Raw genomic sequence first — 16644 nt, forward strand, 5'->3', positions numbered from 1 at the left:
GATCAGGCCGGGTCGCCATTGCGCCGGGCCTGCGCCCGTACCAGCCGATCCATGGTGCGCAGGGACTTCTCGCCGAGCTGCATCGCAGTGTCTACCCAGATCTCGGTGATCCGCATCATTTCATGCAGCGGCACCATGGTGGCGATCTCGTTGACCTCACGCATCGCCGCCCAGGCGTGCGGGATGCGTCGGCTTTCCTTGATCACCTGTTCGACTGCGGCAACACCTTCGCCCACCGGCACCACGATGTCGACCAGGCCCATTTCCTTCAGCTGGCTGGCGGTGTAGAGGTTGCCTTCCAGCATGATCTTCTCCGCCAGCCGCGGACTGATCCGCTGGCACAGGAAGGAGTAGGCACCCATGCCGGGGAACAGGTCGAACAGCACCTCCGGCAGGCCCATCAACACGCCTTCCTCGGCGACGATGGTGTGACAGCTCAGTGCGGCCTCGAAGCCGCCCCCCAGTGCATTGCCCTGGACCAGGGCAATGCTGTGGGCACGGGTGCCCAGGCCGGCATGGAAGGCATGCACGCCGCGCACGCAGCGCTGGGCATAGTCGAGCAGGCGGGCGCGGTCGCCCTCGCGGATCAGGCGGCAGAACAGTTCGAGATCGCCGCCCAGGTTGAACACGTCGCTGTCCGAGGCAAGCACGACATGGGGTGACAGAGCGTGCGAGGCGCTGAGGCGATCGCCCAGTTCGCGCTGGTAGTCGACGATGTCATCGACCAGGCGCGAGGCGAAGCAAGGCCGGCCTGGCTGGTTGACCAGGCTGGCGTGCATATGGATCCAGTAAACATCCCGCTCGGGTTCTTCGGTGATACGCAGGGTAGGGTGCTGCGAGGGACGGGTAATGATGGGGCGTACTGCAGACATGGGAGTTCTCCGTGTGACCGTCCGGCCAACCGCAGAGCGGACGGAGAGGAGTGAGGGGGCGAGCTGAACATGCGGCGGCGACTGATTCTATGCACCCGTCGTGAACCGCCCGCAAGCGCCGGGCCGGCCATGTTCCGGCAATAAAAAGACCCCGCCGTCTCCGGCGGGGTCCCCTGTACTGTCGTGTTGCCCGGAAACCCTTACTGGGCGGGCGTATCACGCAGCTCGCGACGGAGAATCTTGCCTACGTTGGTCTTCGGCAGCTCCTTTCGGAATTCTACGATTCTGGGGTGCTTGTAACCGGTCAGGTTGGCCCGGGCATGTTCCTTGACCATTTCCGCGGTCAGGCTCGGGTCCTTCTTCACGATCACGACCTTCACTACCTCGCCGGACTTCTCGTCCGGGACACCGACCGCAGCCACTTCCAACACGCCGGGCATCATCGCGATGACGTCCTCGACCTCGTTCGGGTACACATTGAAGCCGGACACCAGGATCATGTCCTTCTTGCGGTCGACGATGTAGAAGAAGCCCTGTTCGTCCATCTTCGCCATGTCGCCGGTGTGCAGCCAGCCGTCGGCGTCGATGGCGGTGGCGGTTTCCTCCGGGCGCTGCCAGTAGCCCTTCATCACCTGCGGACCCTTGATGCACAGCTCGCCCACTTCGCCCAGCGCCAGGATGTTGCCGTTGTCGTCCTTGATGCACGCATCGGTGGACGGGATCGGCAGGCCGATGGCGCCGTTGTACTCGGGCAGGGTGAGCGGGTTGATGCAGGCTGCCGGCGAGGTCTCGGTCAGGCCATAGGCTTCGACCAGGGTCACCCCGGTGACCTTCTTCCAGCGTTCGGCCACGGCACGTTGTACCGCCATGCCGCCGCCGAGGGTGAACTTGACCGAAGAAAAGTCGATCTCGTCGAAGCCGGGCGTGTTGAGCAGGCCGTTGAACAGCGTGTTGACGCCGGTGATGGCGGTGAAGCGGGTGCCCTTGAGCTCCTTGACGAAACCCTTCATGTCGCGCGGGTTGGTGATCAGGTGGTTGCAGCCACCGAACTTCATGAAGACCAGGCCGTTCGCGGTCAACGCGAAGATGTGGTACAGCGGCAGGGCAGTGATGATCACTTCCTTGCCCGGCTCGATGCCCGAGGTGGACAGCCACGCCGAGGCCTGCTGCATGTTGGCGATCAGGTTGCGGTTGGTCAGCATCGCGCCCTTGGCCACGCCGGTGGTACCGCCGGTGTACTGCAGGAAGGCGATGTCGTCGTGGTCGATCTCGACAGGCGGAAGCGCGTGGCGGCTGCCCAGCTTGAGCGCCTGCCTGAAGCGGACGGCGCCCTTGATGTGGTAGTTGGGCACCATCTTCTTGACGTACTTCAGTACGAAGTTGACGATCGCGCCCTTGGCGCCGAGCAGGTCGCCCAGGCCGGTGGTGACCACGTGCTTGACCGGCGTATCGGCGATGACCTGTTCGACGGTGTCGCCGAAGTTGTCGACCACCACCAGCGCACTGACGCCCGCGTCGATCAGCTGGTGCTTGAGCTCGCGCGCGGTGTACAGCGGGTTGACGTTGACCACGGTCAGTCCGGCGCGCAGCACGCCGAAGGTGGCCACCGGGTACTGCAGGCAGTTGGGCATCATCAGGGCGACGCGGTCACCCTTCTTGAGCTTGAGCTCACCCAGCAGGTAGGCGGCGAACTGGGTGACCAGCGCATCGGTCTCACCGTAGGTGAGCACTTTGCCGAAGCTGGAGTAGGCTGGACGGTCGCGGAATTTCGCGACGGAAGCGTCGAAGACCGAAGCTACCGAATGGAACTCGTTGACGTCGATTTCGGCGGGAACGCCTTTCGGATAGCTCTGCAGCCAGGGACGATCCAGACTCATATTCCCCCTCCAGGAATCGTGATGTATTAGGTTCCGGCCCTGAGCGTAGCGACAATGGCCGTTCATTGCAGCATACCCCGCCGTAGGGAAAACGCGAAGAGGCCCCGAAGGGCCTCTTTGCTTGGTACTGCCGGCTGGCCGGCATCTGCGCTCGATCGGGATTCCGGTGGATGCCGGCCAGCGGCCGGCACGACCGTGTCGCCAAGCGGGGCGCTTGCGTCAGTCCTGCTTGCGCACCGGTGCACCGTTGGCCTTGTAGTACGGCGCGGTGCTGCGGGCCAGCGGGGTGCGGCCGCGGATCACGTCGGCCAGCTTCTCGGCCATCATGATGGTCGGCGCGTTGAGGTTGCCGGTCACCACCTGCGGCATGATCGAGGCATCGACGATGCGCAGGCCTTCCAGCCCGTGCACGCGGCCCTGGCCGTCGACCACCGCCATCGGGTCATCGGCGTGGCCCATCTTGTTCGAGCACGACGGGTGATAGGCGGTCTCGGCATGTTCGCGGACGAACGCATCGATCTGCGCATCGGTCTGCAGCGCGCTGCCCGGGGAAATCTCTCGGCCGCTGTACGGTGCCAGCGCCGGCTGCGCGAAGATCTCGCGGGTGATGCGGATCGCCGCGCGGAACTCGCGCCAGTCCTGCTCATGCGACATGTAGTTGAAGAGGATGCTCGGATGTTCGCGCGGATCCTTCGAACGCACGTGGATGCGGCCGCGGCTGGGCGAGCGCATCGAACCGACGTGCATCTGGAAGCTGTGCGCCTTGATCGGGTTGGAGCCGTTGTAATTGATCGCCACCGGCAGGAAGTGGTACTGCAGGTTCGGCCAGCCGAATTCGGCGTCGCTGCGGATGAAGCCGCCGGCCTCGAACTGGTTGCTGGCGCCGATGCCGGTGCCCAGGAACAGCCACTCGGCGCCGATGGCCGGCTGGTTGTACAGCTTCAGTGCCGGTGCCAGCGAGACCGGCTTCTTGCACTCGTACTGCAGGTACATCTCCAGGTGGTCCTGCAGGTTGGCGCCGACGCCCGGCAGGTGGTGCACCAGGTCGATGTCCAGGCTGCGCAGCAGGTCGGCCGGGCCGACGCCCGAACGCTGCAGGATCTGCGGCGAGGCGATGGCACCGCCACACAGCAGCACTTCGCGGCGCGCGGTGGCACGCTGCGGCTGGTCGTTGTGCAGCCACTGCACGCCCACCGCACGCTTGCCGGAGAACAGGATGCGGTCGGTAAGCGCGTGGGTGACGATGGTCAGGTTCGGGCGCGGCTTGGCCAGGTCCAGGTAACCACGGGCGGTGCTGGAGCGACGGCCCTTCGGGGTCACCGTGCGGTCCATCGGGCCGAAGCCTTCCTGCTGGTAGCCGTTGAGGTCGTCGGTGCGCGGGTAGCCGGCCTGCACGCCGGCTTCGACCATCGCAGCGAACAGCTCGTTGTTACCGGCCTTCGGCGTGGTCACGCGCAGCGGGCCGTCGCCACCGTGGTAGTCGTTGGGGCCGATGTCACGGGTTTCCGCCTTGCGGAAGTATGGCAGGCAGTCCAGGTAGGTCCAGTCTTCCAGGCCCGGCATGCTGGCCCAGTTGTCGTAATCCATCGCGTTGCCGCGGATGTAGCACATGCCGTTGATCAGCGACGAGCCGCCCAGGCCCTTGCCGCGGCCGCAGTCCATGCGGCGGTTGTTCATGAAGGGCTCGGGATCGGTCTTGTACGCCCAGTTGTAGCGCTTGCCCTGCAGCGGGAAGGCCAGTGCCGCCGGCATCTGGGTACGGAAGTCGAGCCGGTAGTCCGGGCCACCGGCTTCCAGCAGCAGCACGCTGACATCGGCATCTTCGGTGAGGCGGGTAGCCAGCACGTTGCCGGCCGAACCGGCGCCGATGATGATGTAGTCGTACTCGTTGTGGGTGCTCATGGGTGTCTCCTGCAGGCCGGGGCGCGCTGCATGCAGGCGGCCCGGCGGAATGTCGGATCGGCGCGGTGGCCGGACGAGGGTGCGCGCTCGGGGCGCGCCGGTCAGAACACGCTGGCGTAGTCGCCCAGTTCCACCTGCACCGACTTGATGCGGGTGTAGTGGCCGAGGGTGGAGATGCCGTTCTCGCGGCCGACGCCGGATTCCTTGTAGCCACCGACCGGCATTTCGGCCGGCGACTCACCCCACGTATTGATCCAGCAGATGCCGGCTTCCAGGCGGTGGATGATGCGGTGGGCGCGGCTGATGTCCTTGCTGACCACGCCGGCGGCAAGACCGAAGGTGGTGTCGTTGGCGCGACGCACCACTTCGTCTTCGTCGTCGTAGGCGAGGATGCTCATGACCGGCCCGAAGATCTCTTCCTTGACGATGGTCATGTCATCGCGGCAGTCGGAGAACACGGTCGGCAGAACGTAGGCGCCATTGGCAAGCGCGCCTTCGGTGGCACGGCCACCGCCGGTCAGCAGGCGGGCGCCTTCGGCCTTGCCGCTTTCGATGTAGCGCAGCACGTTTTCCATGTGCGGGAAGCTGGTCAGCGGGCCGAAGTTGGTTTCGGCGGCCATCGGGTCGCCGATGCGGATGCGCTTGACACGCTCGACCACGGCGGCCTCGAATGCGGCCAGCATGCTGCGCGGCACGAACACGCGGGTGCCGTTGGTGCAGACCTGGCCGGAGCTGAAGAAGTTGGCCATCACCGCGATGTCGGCGGCGCGGTCCAGGTCGGCGTCATCGCAGATCACCAGCGGCGACTTGCCGCCCAGCTCCATGGTCACTTCCTTCAGCGAGGAGGACGCGGCGCTGGCCATGACCTTCTTGCCGGTGGCGACGCCGCCGGTGAAGGAAATCTTCTCGATAACCGGGTGCTCGGTCAGCCACTGGCCGATCTCGCGGCCCGGGCCCTGCACGACGTTGAACACGCCGGCCGGCACGCCGGCTTCGGTGTAGATCTCGGCCAGCCGGATCGCGGTCAGCGGGGTCACTTCCGAAGGCTTGAACACCATCGCGTTGCCGGCGGCCAGGGCCGGGGCCGACTTCCACATGGCGATCTGGATCGGGTAGTTCCAGGCGCCGATGCCGGCGACCACGCCCAGCGGCTCGCGGCGGGTGTAGAAGAAGCTCGATTCGCGCAGCGGCAGCTGGATGCCTTCGATGGCGGTGGCCAGGCCGGCGTAGTACTCGACCACGTCGGCGCCGGTGACGATGTCCACGGTGGTGGTTTCGGCCAGCGCCTTGCCGGTGTCCAGGGTTTCCAGGTGGGCCAGTTCGTCGTTGCGCTCACGCAGGATCTCGACGGCGCGGCGCAGGATGCGCGAGCGTTCCATCGCGGTCATCGCGGCCCACACCTTCTGGCCTTCGGACGCGCTCTGCACGGCACGCTCGACGTCGGCCTGGCTGGCAACCTGCACTTCGGCGATCACCTCACCGGTGGCCGGATTGACGGTCTTGAAGGTCTTGCCGCTGGTGGCATCGACGCGCTGGCCGTGGATGTAGAGCTGTTGGACGGGCAGGGTGGTCATGGGGCGTACTCCTTGGAAGGGGGCGGGTGCTGAAGCGCTTATAGCGCGACAGCCTGCAACTGGAAGTCGATGTAGCCGTAAGCGATGCGCCGGGACTTCTCGGCGTTGAACTGGCCGCCGACCAGGCTGCCGCGCAGCCACAGGCCATCGATCATCGCGGCCAGCCCGCGGGCGGCCAGGCGGGCCTGCGGGTGGGGCAGCAGGCGGTTGAACTGGTGGCACAGGTTGGAGAACAGGCGCTGGTCGTTGGCGCGCTGCAGCCGGGCCAGTTCCGGCTGGTGCATGCTCGCGGCCCAGAAGGTGAGCCAGACGCGCATCGCGGTGCCGTTGATCTGGCTGTCGTCGAAGTTGCCGTCGACGATGGCGCGCAGCTGCTCGCGCGGGTCGTCGCTGGCGTCGGCGCGGTAGCGGGTGACCGCGTCCTTCAGCTCGCGCAGGATCTGCCGCATTGCAGCATTGAGAAGGCCGTCCTTGTCGCCGAAGTAGTGGGCGACGATGCCGCTGGACAGCCCTGCCTTCTTCGCGATGGTGGCGACGGTCGCATCGGCCATGCCGATCTCGTCGATGGTCTGGAAAGTGGCCCGGATCAGCTGTTCGCGCCGTACCGGTTCCACGCCTTTCTTCGGCATTGTCTCTCCACGGATTGCGACCCGAAGGATCGGGCTGCCCGCCATTATGCTTTTTATTGATTGAACGTTCAATCAATAAACCCTAGGATGCGCTCGCGCCCCACGCCATGGGCCCGGTTTACCGGTCCGGCCCCGCCCATGTGCTCCCTCGGACTTGATGAGACGACCCCATGTCTTCCCTGGCTCATCCCAAGCGTTCGCCCCTGCGCTTGAACCGTTTTGTCTTCTTCAGCTCCTCGGTGTCGATCGGCATCCTCGGGCTGCTCACCGTTCTCTATCCCGAAGGCAGCGAGCACTGGCTGCAATGGGCGCAGGCCGAGGTGTCGGCCGCGTTCGGCTGGTGGTACATGCTGCTGATCGTGCTGTGCCTGGGCTTCGTGCTGTGGCTGGCGTTCTCGCCGTATGGCCGCATCCGCCTGGGTCACAACGAGGAATCGGCGGCCTTCGGCTACGTCGCCTGGGTCTCGATGCTGTTCTCGGCCGGCATCGGCATCGCGCTGCTGTACTACGGCGCCTACGAGCCGCTGGACCACTTCCTGCATCCGCCCGGGCAACCCGGCGGCACCGTGGCCGCCGGCCGCGAGGCGATGGTGCTGACCTTCCTGCACTGGGGCCTGCACGGCTGGGCGCTGTATGCGCTGGTCGGCGTGGCACTGGGCTATTTCGCCTACCGCCGTGACCTGCCGCTGGCGCTGCGCTCGGCGCTGTACCCGATCTTCGGTGAGCGCATCCATGGTCGCATCGGCGACATGGTCGATGGCTTCGGCATCCTCGCCACGCTGATCTCGATGGTCACCAACCTCGGCATCGGCGCGCTGGTGGTGCAGTCCGGCCTGGTCTACCTGTTCCACATCCCGGATACGCCGCAGGTGCTGGTGGCGATCGTGCTGGTGATGATGGTGGTGGCCACCATCGGCGTGGTCGCCGGTGTGGAGAAGGGCATTGCCTGGTTGTCCAACCTCAACGTGCGCCTGCTGTGCGGCCTGCTGCTGTTCGTGCTGGTCACCGGCCCGACCCTGCACCTGTTCGATGGCCTGATCCAGAACACCGGCGATTACCTCGGTGCGTTCGTGCGCAAGAGTTTCGACATGTACCTCAACGACCCGAAGGGCCGTGAGTGGATGGGCTCGTGGACGCTGTTCTACTGGGCCTGGTGGATCGCCTGGGCGCCGTTCGTCGGCCTTTTCGTGGCGCGCATCTCGCGCGGCCGCACCATCCGCGAAGTGATCATGGGCGTGCTGCTGATCCCGCTCGGCTTCACCCTGGCGTGGCTGTCGATCTTCGGCAACACCGCCATCGACCTGGTGCTCAACCATGGCCAGGCGATCCTGGGTGACGTGGCCCAGCACGATGCGGCGATGACGCTGTTCAAGCTGCTGGAATACCTGCCCGCCGCGCCGTACGTGGCCGGTGCCGCAGTGGTGATCGGCTTCGTGCTGTTCCTGACCCCGGTCGATTCGGGCACGCTGATGATCGCCAACCTGTGTACCCGTCGCGTTGACGATGGCGTGGAAGATGGCCATGACGCGCCGATCTGGCTGCGCGTGTTCTGGGCCGTCGGCATCACCGTAGCCAGCGTCGGGCTGCTGCTGGCCGGCAATTTCAGCGCAATGCAGACGGCGGTGGTGCTGTGCGGCCTGCCGTTCTCGTTCACCCTGGCGTTCTACATGTGGGGCCTGCTGATGGCGCTGCGCACCGACCCGGACGCGCCGCGCCGCTGAGCGCGCACCTGGCGCCCATCCCGGTGCCGCCGGAGATGCGGTAGAGCCAGGCCATGCCTGGCTGCAGAGAAACAGGAAGGGCCGGATCCGCGAGGATCCGGCCCTTTTGTTGGGTAGTCGACCAGCGGTCGACTCTACCGAGAGCGGAACGTTACTTGCTGGCCAACTGGCGCAGCACGTACTGCAGCAGGCCACCATGACGGAAGTACTCGACTTCCTTCGGGGTCAGCAGCATCACCGACACCTCGAAGGTCTTCTTCGTGCCATCGGCCTTGGTCGCGGTGACCGTGGCGCGCTTGCTGGCACCGTCCTGCAGGCCGGTGATGTCGATCACTTCCGAGCCGTCCAGGCCCAGGCTCTGCGCGTTCTCGCCGTTGCGGAACTGCAGCGGCAGCACGCCCATGCCGACCAGGTTGGAGCGGTGGATGCGCTCGAAGCTTTCGGCGATGACCGCCTTCACCCCCAGCAGCAGGGTGCCCTTGGCAGCCCAGTCACGCGACGAACCGGTACCGTATTCCTTGCCGGCCAGCACCACCAGCGGCACCTTGTCGGCCTTGTACTTCATGGCCGCATCGTAGATCGCCAGCTTTTCCGGCTGGCCGCCACCGGCCGGGTAGTACAGGGTGTTGCCGCCTTCCTCGCCACCGAACATCAGGTTCTTGATGCGGATGTTGGCGAAGGTGCCGCGGACCATCACGTCATCGTTGCCGCGGCGGCTGCCGTAGCTGTTGAAGTCGGCCGGCTGCACGCCACGTTCCTGCAGGAAGCGGCCCGCCGGCGAGTCCTTCTTGATGTTGCCGGCCGGGGAGATGTGGTCGGTGGTGATCGAATCGCCGAACAGGCCCATCACGCGCGCGCCGTGCACGTCGTCGATGCTGCCGGTCTGCATGGTCATGCCATCGAAGTACGGCGGGTTCTTGATGTAGGTGGACGCATCGCTCCACGCGTACAGGTTGCCGTCCGGCGAGGCGATGGTGTTCCAGCGGGTGTCACCCTTGAACACATCCGCGTAGTTCTGCTTGAACATCTCCGGGCCGATGGTGGCGGCGATGACGTCACCGATTTCCTTGTTGCTCGGCCAGATGTCGCGCAGGAACACTGGCTGGCCATCGCTGCCGGTACCCAGCGGCTGGGTGGTCAGGTCGATGTCGGTGGTGCCGGCGATGGCGTAGGCCACCACCAGCGGCGGGCTGGCCAGGTAGTTCATCTTCACTTCGGGGTGCACGCGGCCCTCGAAGTTGCGATTGCCCGACAGCACCGAGGTGACCACCAGGTCGCCAGTGGCGATGCCGGCGCTGACTTCGGTCGGCAGCGGGCCGGAGTTGCCGATGCAGGTGGTGCAGCCGTAGCCGACCACGTAGAAGCCGATCTTTTCCAGCTCCTTCAGTACGCCGGCCTTTTCCAGGTAATCGGTGACCACCCGCGAGCCCGGCCCGAGCGAGGTCTTCACCCACGGCTGGCGGTTCAGGCCCTTGGCGGCCGCATTGCGGGCCAGCAGGCCGGCGCCGATCATCACCGCCGGGTTGGAGGTATTGGTGCACGAAGTGATGGCAGCGATGACCACCGCGCCGTCCTTCAGGCGGACCTTGCGGCCTTCGATCTCGATGTCGGCGAAGCCCTTGGCCAGCTGCTCGTTGCCGACCGCGGCGCCGCCGCCTTCGTTGACGAACGAGGAGACGTCGTCGCTGCGCTTGTCACGGTTGGCGGTCATGCCGACCAGGGCTTCACGGTAGTTCTTCTGCACGTCTTCCAGCAGCACGCGGTCCTGCGGGCGCTTCGGACCGGCCAGCGACGGCTTCACCGTGCCCATGTCCAGTTCCAGCGTGGTGCTGTACTGGGCGTGCGGGCTGCCCGGCTCGTGCCACAGGCCCTGCGCCTTGGCGTAGGCCTCGACCAGGTTGATCTGCTCTTCGCTGCGGCCGGACAGGCGCAGGTAGTTCAGCGACTCGGCGTCGATCGGGAAGATGCCACAGGTGGCGCCGTATTCCGGGGCCATGTTGCCGATGGTGGCGCGGTCGGCCAGCGGCAGGTGCTGCAGGCCGTCACCGTAGAACTCGACGAACTTGCCGACCACGCCCAGCTTGCGCAGCATCTGGGTGACGGTCAGCACCAGGTCGGTGGCGGTGGCACCCTCGGGCAGCTTGCCGGTCAGCTTGAAGCCGACCACCTGCGGGATCAGCATGGACGATGGCTGGCCGAGCATGGCGGCCTCCGCTTCGATGCCGCCCACGCCCCAGCCCAGCACGCCGATGCCGTTGATCATGGTGGTGTGGCTGTCGGTACCGAACACGGTATCCGGGTAGGCCACGGCCTTGCCATCCTTCTCCGCGGTCATCACCACGCGGGCGAGGTTTTCCAGGTTCACCTGGTGGACGATGCCGGTGTTCGGCGGCACCACCTTGAAGTTGTCGAAGGCCTTCTGGCCCCAGCGCAGGAAGCCGTAGCGTTCCTGGTTGCGCTGGAATTCGATCTTGCCGTTGAGGTCCAGTGCGTCCGGCTTGCCGAACACATCGACCTGCACCGAGTGGTCGATGACCAGTTCGGAGGGAATCTGCGGGTTGATCTGCTCCGGCGAGCCGCCGAGCTTGACCACCGCATCGCGCATCGCGGCCAGGTCGACCACGCAGGGCACGCCGGTGAAGTCCTGCAGGACCACGCGCGCCGGCATGAAGGCGATCTCGGTGTCCGGTTCTGCCGCCGGATTCCAGCGGGCCACGGCTTCGATGTGGTCCTTGCCGACGGTGATGCCGCCGTCCTCGTGCCGGAGCAGGTTCTCCAGCAGGATCTTCATCGAGTAGGGCAGGTGGGAGATATCGAAGCGCTGGCCCAGCGTGGGCAGGCTGAAGTAGTCGTAGGTCTTGCCGCCGACGTTCAGCTGGCTGCGGGTGGAGAACGAATCGCTCATGCGGGGTAACTCCTTCTTGCGGATGGCTTGCTCTGGCCCGTGCGTGCAGGGGCCTGCTTGCGGTCGCCGGTGGCATTCCGGCCCCGGATCCTGCCCAGTATCGGCGATCCAGCGCCCGGCAATGACCCGGCTGGCTTGGAACGCAAGGTTACAGCGGTGTGTGTAGCATTCGTGTCAGCGCGTGCGGTCGTCGCCCGCTGGCCCGAACGCAGACGGGACGCCCATGGGCGTCCCGTCCGGAAGTGCGTGTCGAGCAGGACTTACTTGCCGTTGGCGGCATCCAGCAGCGGATTGCCGGTCTTGCCAACAGCGTTGCTCTTGGACTTGGCCGTCAGCACACCCTGCTTGTTGAATTCCAGGACGGTCGCTTCCTGGATGTTCTTGCCGAAGGTCTTGATCTTCACGTAGTCGTAGTACCAGACCTGCGTGTCGCCCAGCTGTTCGCGGCGGCCGGGTGCGCCGAACTTCTCACGGACCTGGTCCTGGCTGGTCTTGCCGACTTCCAGGGTGTCCATCTGCTGTTGGGTGATCTCGACGCCGGTGGTGTAGGCGCCGAACGGATTGGCGTGGGCTGCCGTCGTCGAAAGGGCCAGCGGGGCAGCCAGCATCAGGGCAAGGGTCAAGGCGCGCATGGAACATCCTTTTATGGCGGGTAGGTGCGGGCGGCACGCGGTGCGTCCAGCCCGGGGCCGCAGCAGGTCGCTGCGGAGCCAGTCTAACCCCCGGATGCGACCAGCGCAGGATCGCGGTCACGGATTGGGCGGGTTTGTTCCAGATGCTGCGAGTATGTATAATTCATGCATACTTTTTGAGGCGTACCCCCCATGGAAGCCACCGTTGCTGAACGCGGACAGATCACCCTGCCCAAGGCGGTGCGTGATGCCCTCGGCCTGACCAAGGGCACGCTGCTGAAGGTCGAGCTGGACGGCAGCCGCATCATCCTGCGCAAGAGTGTTGACGATGCCATCTCACGGGCGCGCGGCAAGTTCGCGCTGGACGGCTTCGAATCGTCCGACGCGGCGGTGCGCGCGGTGCGTGACGAGGAGTAAGCGGTGATGATCGCCGTCGATTCACCAGTTCTGGTCGAGCTGCTCAGCAATGGTCCGCAGGCCGATGCGGTGGAAGCCATCCTGCGGCAGAGCCTGGTCGGCGGCCGCGTGGTGGTCTGTGGCGCGACGTTGGCCGAAGTCTGCGCATCGCTGCGCGGCGGTGCCGAAGTGCTCGAAGCGCTGGAAGAGATGGGCGTGCATTTCAACCCGATGGAAGCCAAGTCGGCACTGCGCGCCGGCGAGATGCACCGCCGTCATCGCCAGCGCGGCGGCAGCCGCCGCAGCCTGGACGAATTCATGGTCGGCGCCCACGCACTGCTGCAGTGCGACGGCCTGATCACCTGGAACGACACGTTTTACCGCGACTACTTCAAGGGCCTGAAGCTGATCGTGCCGCAAGCCTGAGCCCACTTTGTTTTTTCAACCTACGCATTACCCGGGAGTTGTCATGTTGGAAGCCTACCGCCACCACGTCGCCGAGCGCGCTGCGCTTGGCATCCCGCCGCTGCCGCTGAGCGCGCAGCAGACGGCCGATGTCATCGAACTGCTGAAGAACCCGCCGCAGGGCGAGGCCGAGTTCCTGCTCGACCTGCTGACCCACCGCGTGCCGGCCGGCGTCGATGACGCAGCCAAGGTCAAGGCCTCGTACCTGGCCGCGATCGCGCTGGGCAGCGAGCAGAACCCGCTGATCAGCCGCGAGCGCGCCACCGAACTGCTGGGCACCATGCTCGGCGGTTACAACGTTGCGCCGCTGGTGCAGCTGCTTGACAACACCAGCGTCGGCACCATTGCCGCCAACGGCCTGAAGAAGACCCTGCTGGTGTTCGACGCGTTCCACGACGTGCAGGAAAAGGCCAAGGCCGGCAACGCCAACGCCCAGGCCGTGCTGCAGAGCTGGGCCGATGCCGAGTGGTTCACCAGCAACCCGGAAGTGCCGCAGAGCCTGACCGTCACCGTGTTCAAGGTGCCTGGCGAGACCAACACCGACGACCTGTCGCCGGCACCGGATGCGACCACCCGCCCGGACATCCCGATGCACGCCCTGGCGATGCTGAAGAACAAGCGCGACGACGCGCCGTTCACCCCGGAAGAAGACGGCAAGCGCGGCCCGATCCAGCAGATCCTCGACCTGAAGGACAAGGGCCACCTGGTTGCCTATGTCGGCGACGTGGTCGGTACCGGCTCCTCGCGCAAGTCGGCCACCAACAGCGTGCTGTGGTGGACCGGTGATGACATTCCGTTCATCCCGAACAAGCGCGCCGGTGGCGTCTGCCTGGGTTCGAAGATCGCCCCGATCTTCTACAACACCATGGAAGATGCCGGCGCACTGCCGATCGAGCTGGACGTGTCGAAGATGGAGCACGGCGATGTGGTCGAGCTGCGTCCGTACGAAGGCAAGGCGCTGAAGAACGGTGAAGTGATCGCCGAGTTCCAGGTCAAGTCCGAAGTGCTGTTCGACGAAGTGCGTGCCGGTGGCCGCATTCCGCTGATCATCGGCCGTGGCCTGACCGGCAAGGCGCGCGAAGCGCTGGGCCTGGCCCCGACCAACCTGTTCCGCCTGCCCGTGCAGCCGGCCGACACCGGCAAGGGCTTCTCGCTGGCACAGAAGATGGTCGGCCGCGCCTGTGGCCTGCCGGAAGGCCAGGGCATGCGCCCGGGCACCTACTGCGAACCGAAGATGACCTCGGTCGGCTCGCAGGACACCACCGGCCCGATGACCCGTGACGAGCTGAAGGACCTGGCCTGCCTGGGCTTCTCGGCCGATCTGGTGATGCAGTCGTTCTGCCACACCGCCGCCTACCCGAAGCCGGTGGACGTGAAGACCCACCACACCCTGCCGGAGTTCATCTCCACCCGTGGCGGCGTTTCGCTGCGCCCGGGCGACGGCGTGATCCACAGCTGGCTCAACCGCATGCTGCTGCCGGACACCGTGGGTACCGGTGGTGACTCGCACACCCGCTTCCCGGTGGGCATTTCGTTCCCGGCCGGTTCGGGCCTGGTCGCCTTCGCTGCGGCCACCGGCGTGATGCCGCTGGACATGCCGGAGTCGGTGCTGGTGCGCTTCAAGGGCAAGATGCAGCCGGGCGTGACCCTGCGTGACCTGGTCAACGCGATCCCGCTGTACGCGATCAAGTCGGGCCTGCTGACCGTGGCCAAGGCTGGCAAGAAGAACATCTTCTCCGGCCGCATCCTGGAAATCGAAGGCCTGCCGGAGCTGAAGGTCGAACAGGCGTTCGAACTGTCCGACGCCTCGGCCGAGCGTTCGGCGGCCGGTTGCTCGGTGCGCCTGAACAAGGAACCGATCATCGAGTACCTGACCAGCAACATCACGCTGCTGAAGTGGATGATTGCCGAGGGCTACCAGGATCCGCGTTCGCTGCAGCGTCGCATCGAGAAGATGGAGGCGTGGCTGGCCAACCCGCAGCTGCTGGAGCCGGATGCCGACGCCGAGTACGCCGCCGTCATCGAGATCGACCTGGCCGACATCCACGAGCCGATCGTGGCCTGCCCGAACGATCCGGACGACGTGAAGACCCTGTCCGAAGTCGCTGGCGCCAAGATCGACGAAGTGTTCATCGGTTCGTGCATGACCAACATCGGTCACTTCCGTGCCGCTGCCAAGCTGCTGGAAGGCAAGCGTGACCTGCCGACCCGCCTGTGGGTGGCTCCGCCGACCAAGATGGATGCTTCGGAGCTGACCAAGGAAGGCGTGTACGGCACCTTCGGCGCCACCGGCGCCCGCATGGAAATGCCGGGCTGCTCGCTGTGCATGGGCAACCAGGCGCAGATCCGCGAAGGCTCCACCGCGATGTCGACCTCGACCCGCAACTTCCCGAACCGCCTGGGCCGCAACACCAACGTGTACCTGGGTTCGGCCGAACTGGCCGCGATCTGCTCGCGTCTGGGCCGCATCCCGACCAAGGAGGAGTACATGGCGGACATCGGCGTGATCAACGCCAATGGTGCGGAGATCTACCGCTACATGAACTTCGACCAGATCGAGGAATACCAGGACGTGGCCAACACGGTCGCTGCCTGATGCGGTAGTGCCGGCCACTGGCCGGCACGCCGTTGAAACGAAGAACCCCCGGTGAGAGCCGGGGGTTCTTCGTTTGGGGGCGTACCCAGGTTCAGGCCTGGGTAACGGCCGCCGCTTCCTCGGTCACGGCCGGCGTTTCCGCCGGAAGCTCGGCTTCCACCGCAGGCTGCGGCAGAGCGCCATGGTCGGGGAACAGGCGGGGCAGCTCAGCCACGAAACGCGCGATGCAGGCCTCGGCGAACTCACGCGACGCCGCCTTGGCCTTCGCGTAGTCGTCTGCCTGCCATTCCTGCAGCGGGGCAACCCGTGCTTCGTCCCGGCAGTGCACGCCCTGGCCGCCACTGGCGCTGCGGAACAGCTTGCGCACCACCGGGAAGCCGATGGTTACATCGTGGCGCAGCTCGTAGGGGGTCTCTGCATCGCTGAGCTTCTGGTACACCAGCGACCACTGGCCGGCACTGGCTTCCACGGTGCGCTCGTCGCTGGGAATGGCGCCGGGGTGGGCCGCGAAATAGAGTGCCAGCTGCTCGCGGATCATGCCGGGCAATGCGCCGAAGGCCGGGCTGGGCACAGAGTGGATGTCCTCGCCACGGACGTTGTTCTTGCTGAAGCTGTTGCTGGTACCGATGTCACCCACGCCAGTGACGAACGCCAGAGCAGACAGGCCGACCTTGGCCGCGGTGACGGCAGCGGTGTCGGCACGCATCACCAGGCGCAGCACGTGATCGCCCACGCGATTGCCGTTGGGGCCTGCACCCAGTCCGGAGGTGACCTTGATGTGCTGCAGGCTGCTGTAGTCGACAGGAGGTGCCACGGCGGCTGTGACATTCCCGATGGCCGGATCGGCCGCGGTGGGGGCGTGCGCCGCGTCTGGCGCGGTCGCCGCATCCGTTGCTGGATCGAGCGTTGATCCGCTGGTGACCGCGGAATCCACGGAAGGCGTGGGTGTGGGTGCTTCGTCGTTGGCGTAGGCCGACGGCGCCAGCAGCAGGGTGGCCGCGATCGCGGCGGTGAGGCAGGTTGGGCGTAATGCCACGGTAGTACTCCTTGGGGAAACGAAGATGAGGCGCTGTGT

General features: G+C 65.9%; 12 protein-coding genes. 4 read left to right on the plus strand and 8 right to left on the minus strand.

Annotation, left to right across the window (positions count from 1 at the left end):
* Positions 1–2: 2 nt before the first annotated feature.
* The 5 genes from rpfF to betI form a co-directional block, all read right to left on the minus strand.
* Positions 3–872 (minus strand): diffusible signal factor synthase RpfF, encoded by an 870-nt coding sequence (rpfF, locus tag CKW06_RS11485; protein WP_024957442.1) that lies wholly within the window; start codon positions 870–872, stop codon positions 3–5.
* 200 nt (positions 873–1072) lie between these two features.
* Positions 1073–2749 (minus strand): long-chain fatty acid--CoA ligase, encoded by a 1677-nt coding sequence (locus CKW06_RS11490; protein WP_024957441.1) that lies wholly within the window; start codon positions 2747–2749, stop codon positions 1073–1075.
* A gap of 219 nt (positions 2750–2968) precedes the next feature.
* On the minus strand, positions 2969–4651 hold the full coding sequence (betA, locus tag CKW06_RS11495; RefSeq protein ID WP_024957440.1) for a choline dehydrogenase: 1683 nt from the start codon (positions 4649–4651) through the stop codon (positions 2969–2971).
* A 101-nt stretch (positions 4652–4752) separates the two neighbouring features.
* Positions 4753–6225: a betaine-aldehyde dehydrogenase gene (gene betB / locus CKW06_RS11500; protein WP_005409500.1), complete on the minus strand. Its 1473-nt coding sequence runs from the start codon at positions 6223–6225 to the stop codon at positions 4753–4755.
* A 38-nt stretch (positions 6226–6263) separates the two neighbouring features.
* A complete protein-coding gene (gene betI, locus CKW06_RS11505) occupies positions 6264–6854 on the minus strand; it encodes a transcriptional regulator BetI (RefSeq protein WP_024957439.1) in 591 nt (196 codons plus the stop codon).
* Between the two features lie 170 nt (positions 6855–7024).
* On the opposite strand from betI, the gene CKW06_RS11510 reads away from it, so the two are divergent.
* Positions 7025–8575 (plus strand): BCCT family transporter, encoded by a 1551-nt coding sequence (locus CKW06_RS11510; protein WP_024957438.1) that lies wholly within the window; start codon positions 7025–7027, stop codon positions 8573–8575.
* Between the two features lie 151 nt (positions 8576–8726).
* Here the strand turns inward: CKW06_RS11510 and acnA are convergent, their stop codons facing one another.
* Both acnA and bamE read right to left on the minus strand, forming a co-directional pair.
* Positions 8727–11480 (minus strand): aconitate hydratase AcnA, encoded by a 2754-nt coding sequence (acnA, locus tag CKW06_RS11515; protein ID WP_024957437.1) that lies wholly within the window; start codon positions 11478–11480, stop codon positions 8727–8729.
* A 260-nt stretch (positions 11481–11740) separates the two neighbouring features.
* Complete coding sequence (bamE, locus tag CKW06_RS11520) at positions 11741–12112, minus strand: outer membrane protein assembly factor BamE domain-containing protein (RefSeq protein ID WP_005409504.1); 372 nt, start codon at positions 12110–12112, stop codon at positions 11741–11743.
* Between the two features lie 192 nt (positions 12113–12304).
* Here bamE and CKW06_RS11525 point away from each other — a divergent pair, with 192 nt between their 5' ends.
* From CKW06_RS11525 to acnB, 3 genes are read left to right on the plus strand one after another with little or no spacing between them, the layout of a single operon-like run.
* Complete coding sequence (locus tag CKW06_RS11525) at positions 12305–12529, plus strand: AbrB/MazE/SpoVT family DNA-binding domain-containing protein (RefSeq protein WP_005409505.1); 225 nt, start codon at positions 12305–12307, stop codon at positions 12527–12529.
* Positions 12530–12535: 6 nt separating this feature from the next.
* Positions 12536–12934, plus strand: a complete 399-nt coding sequence (locus tag CKW06_RS11530) for a type II toxin-antitoxin system VapC family toxin (protein WP_005409506.1) — start codon at positions 12536–12538, stop codon at positions 12932–12934.
* Between the two features lie 43 nt (positions 12935–12977).
* Entirely contained in the window at positions 12978–15569 is a 2592-nt protein-coding gene (acnB, locus tag CKW06_RS11535) for a bifunctional aconitate hydratase 2/2-methylisocitrate dehydratase (protein WP_024957436.1), read from the plus strand.
* A gap of 91 nt (positions 15570–15660) precedes the next feature.
* Here acnB and CKW06_RS11540 read toward each other — a convergent pair whose 3' ends face one another.
* Positions 15661–16605 carry a hypothetical protein gene (locus CKW06_RS11540; RefSeq protein ID WP_024957435.1) on the minus strand — a complete coding sequence of 315 codons (945 nt, stop codon included), beginning with the start codon at positions 16603–16605 and terminating at the stop codon, positions 15661–15663.
* Positions 16606–16644: the final 39 nt, after the last annotated feature.

The sequence above is a fragment of the Stenotrophomonas maltophilia genome, assembly GCF_900186865.1.
Classification (GTDB): domain Bacteria; phylum Pseudomonadota; class Gammaproteobacteria; order Xanthomonadales; family Xanthomonadaceae; genus Stenotrophomonas; species Stenotrophomonas maltophilia.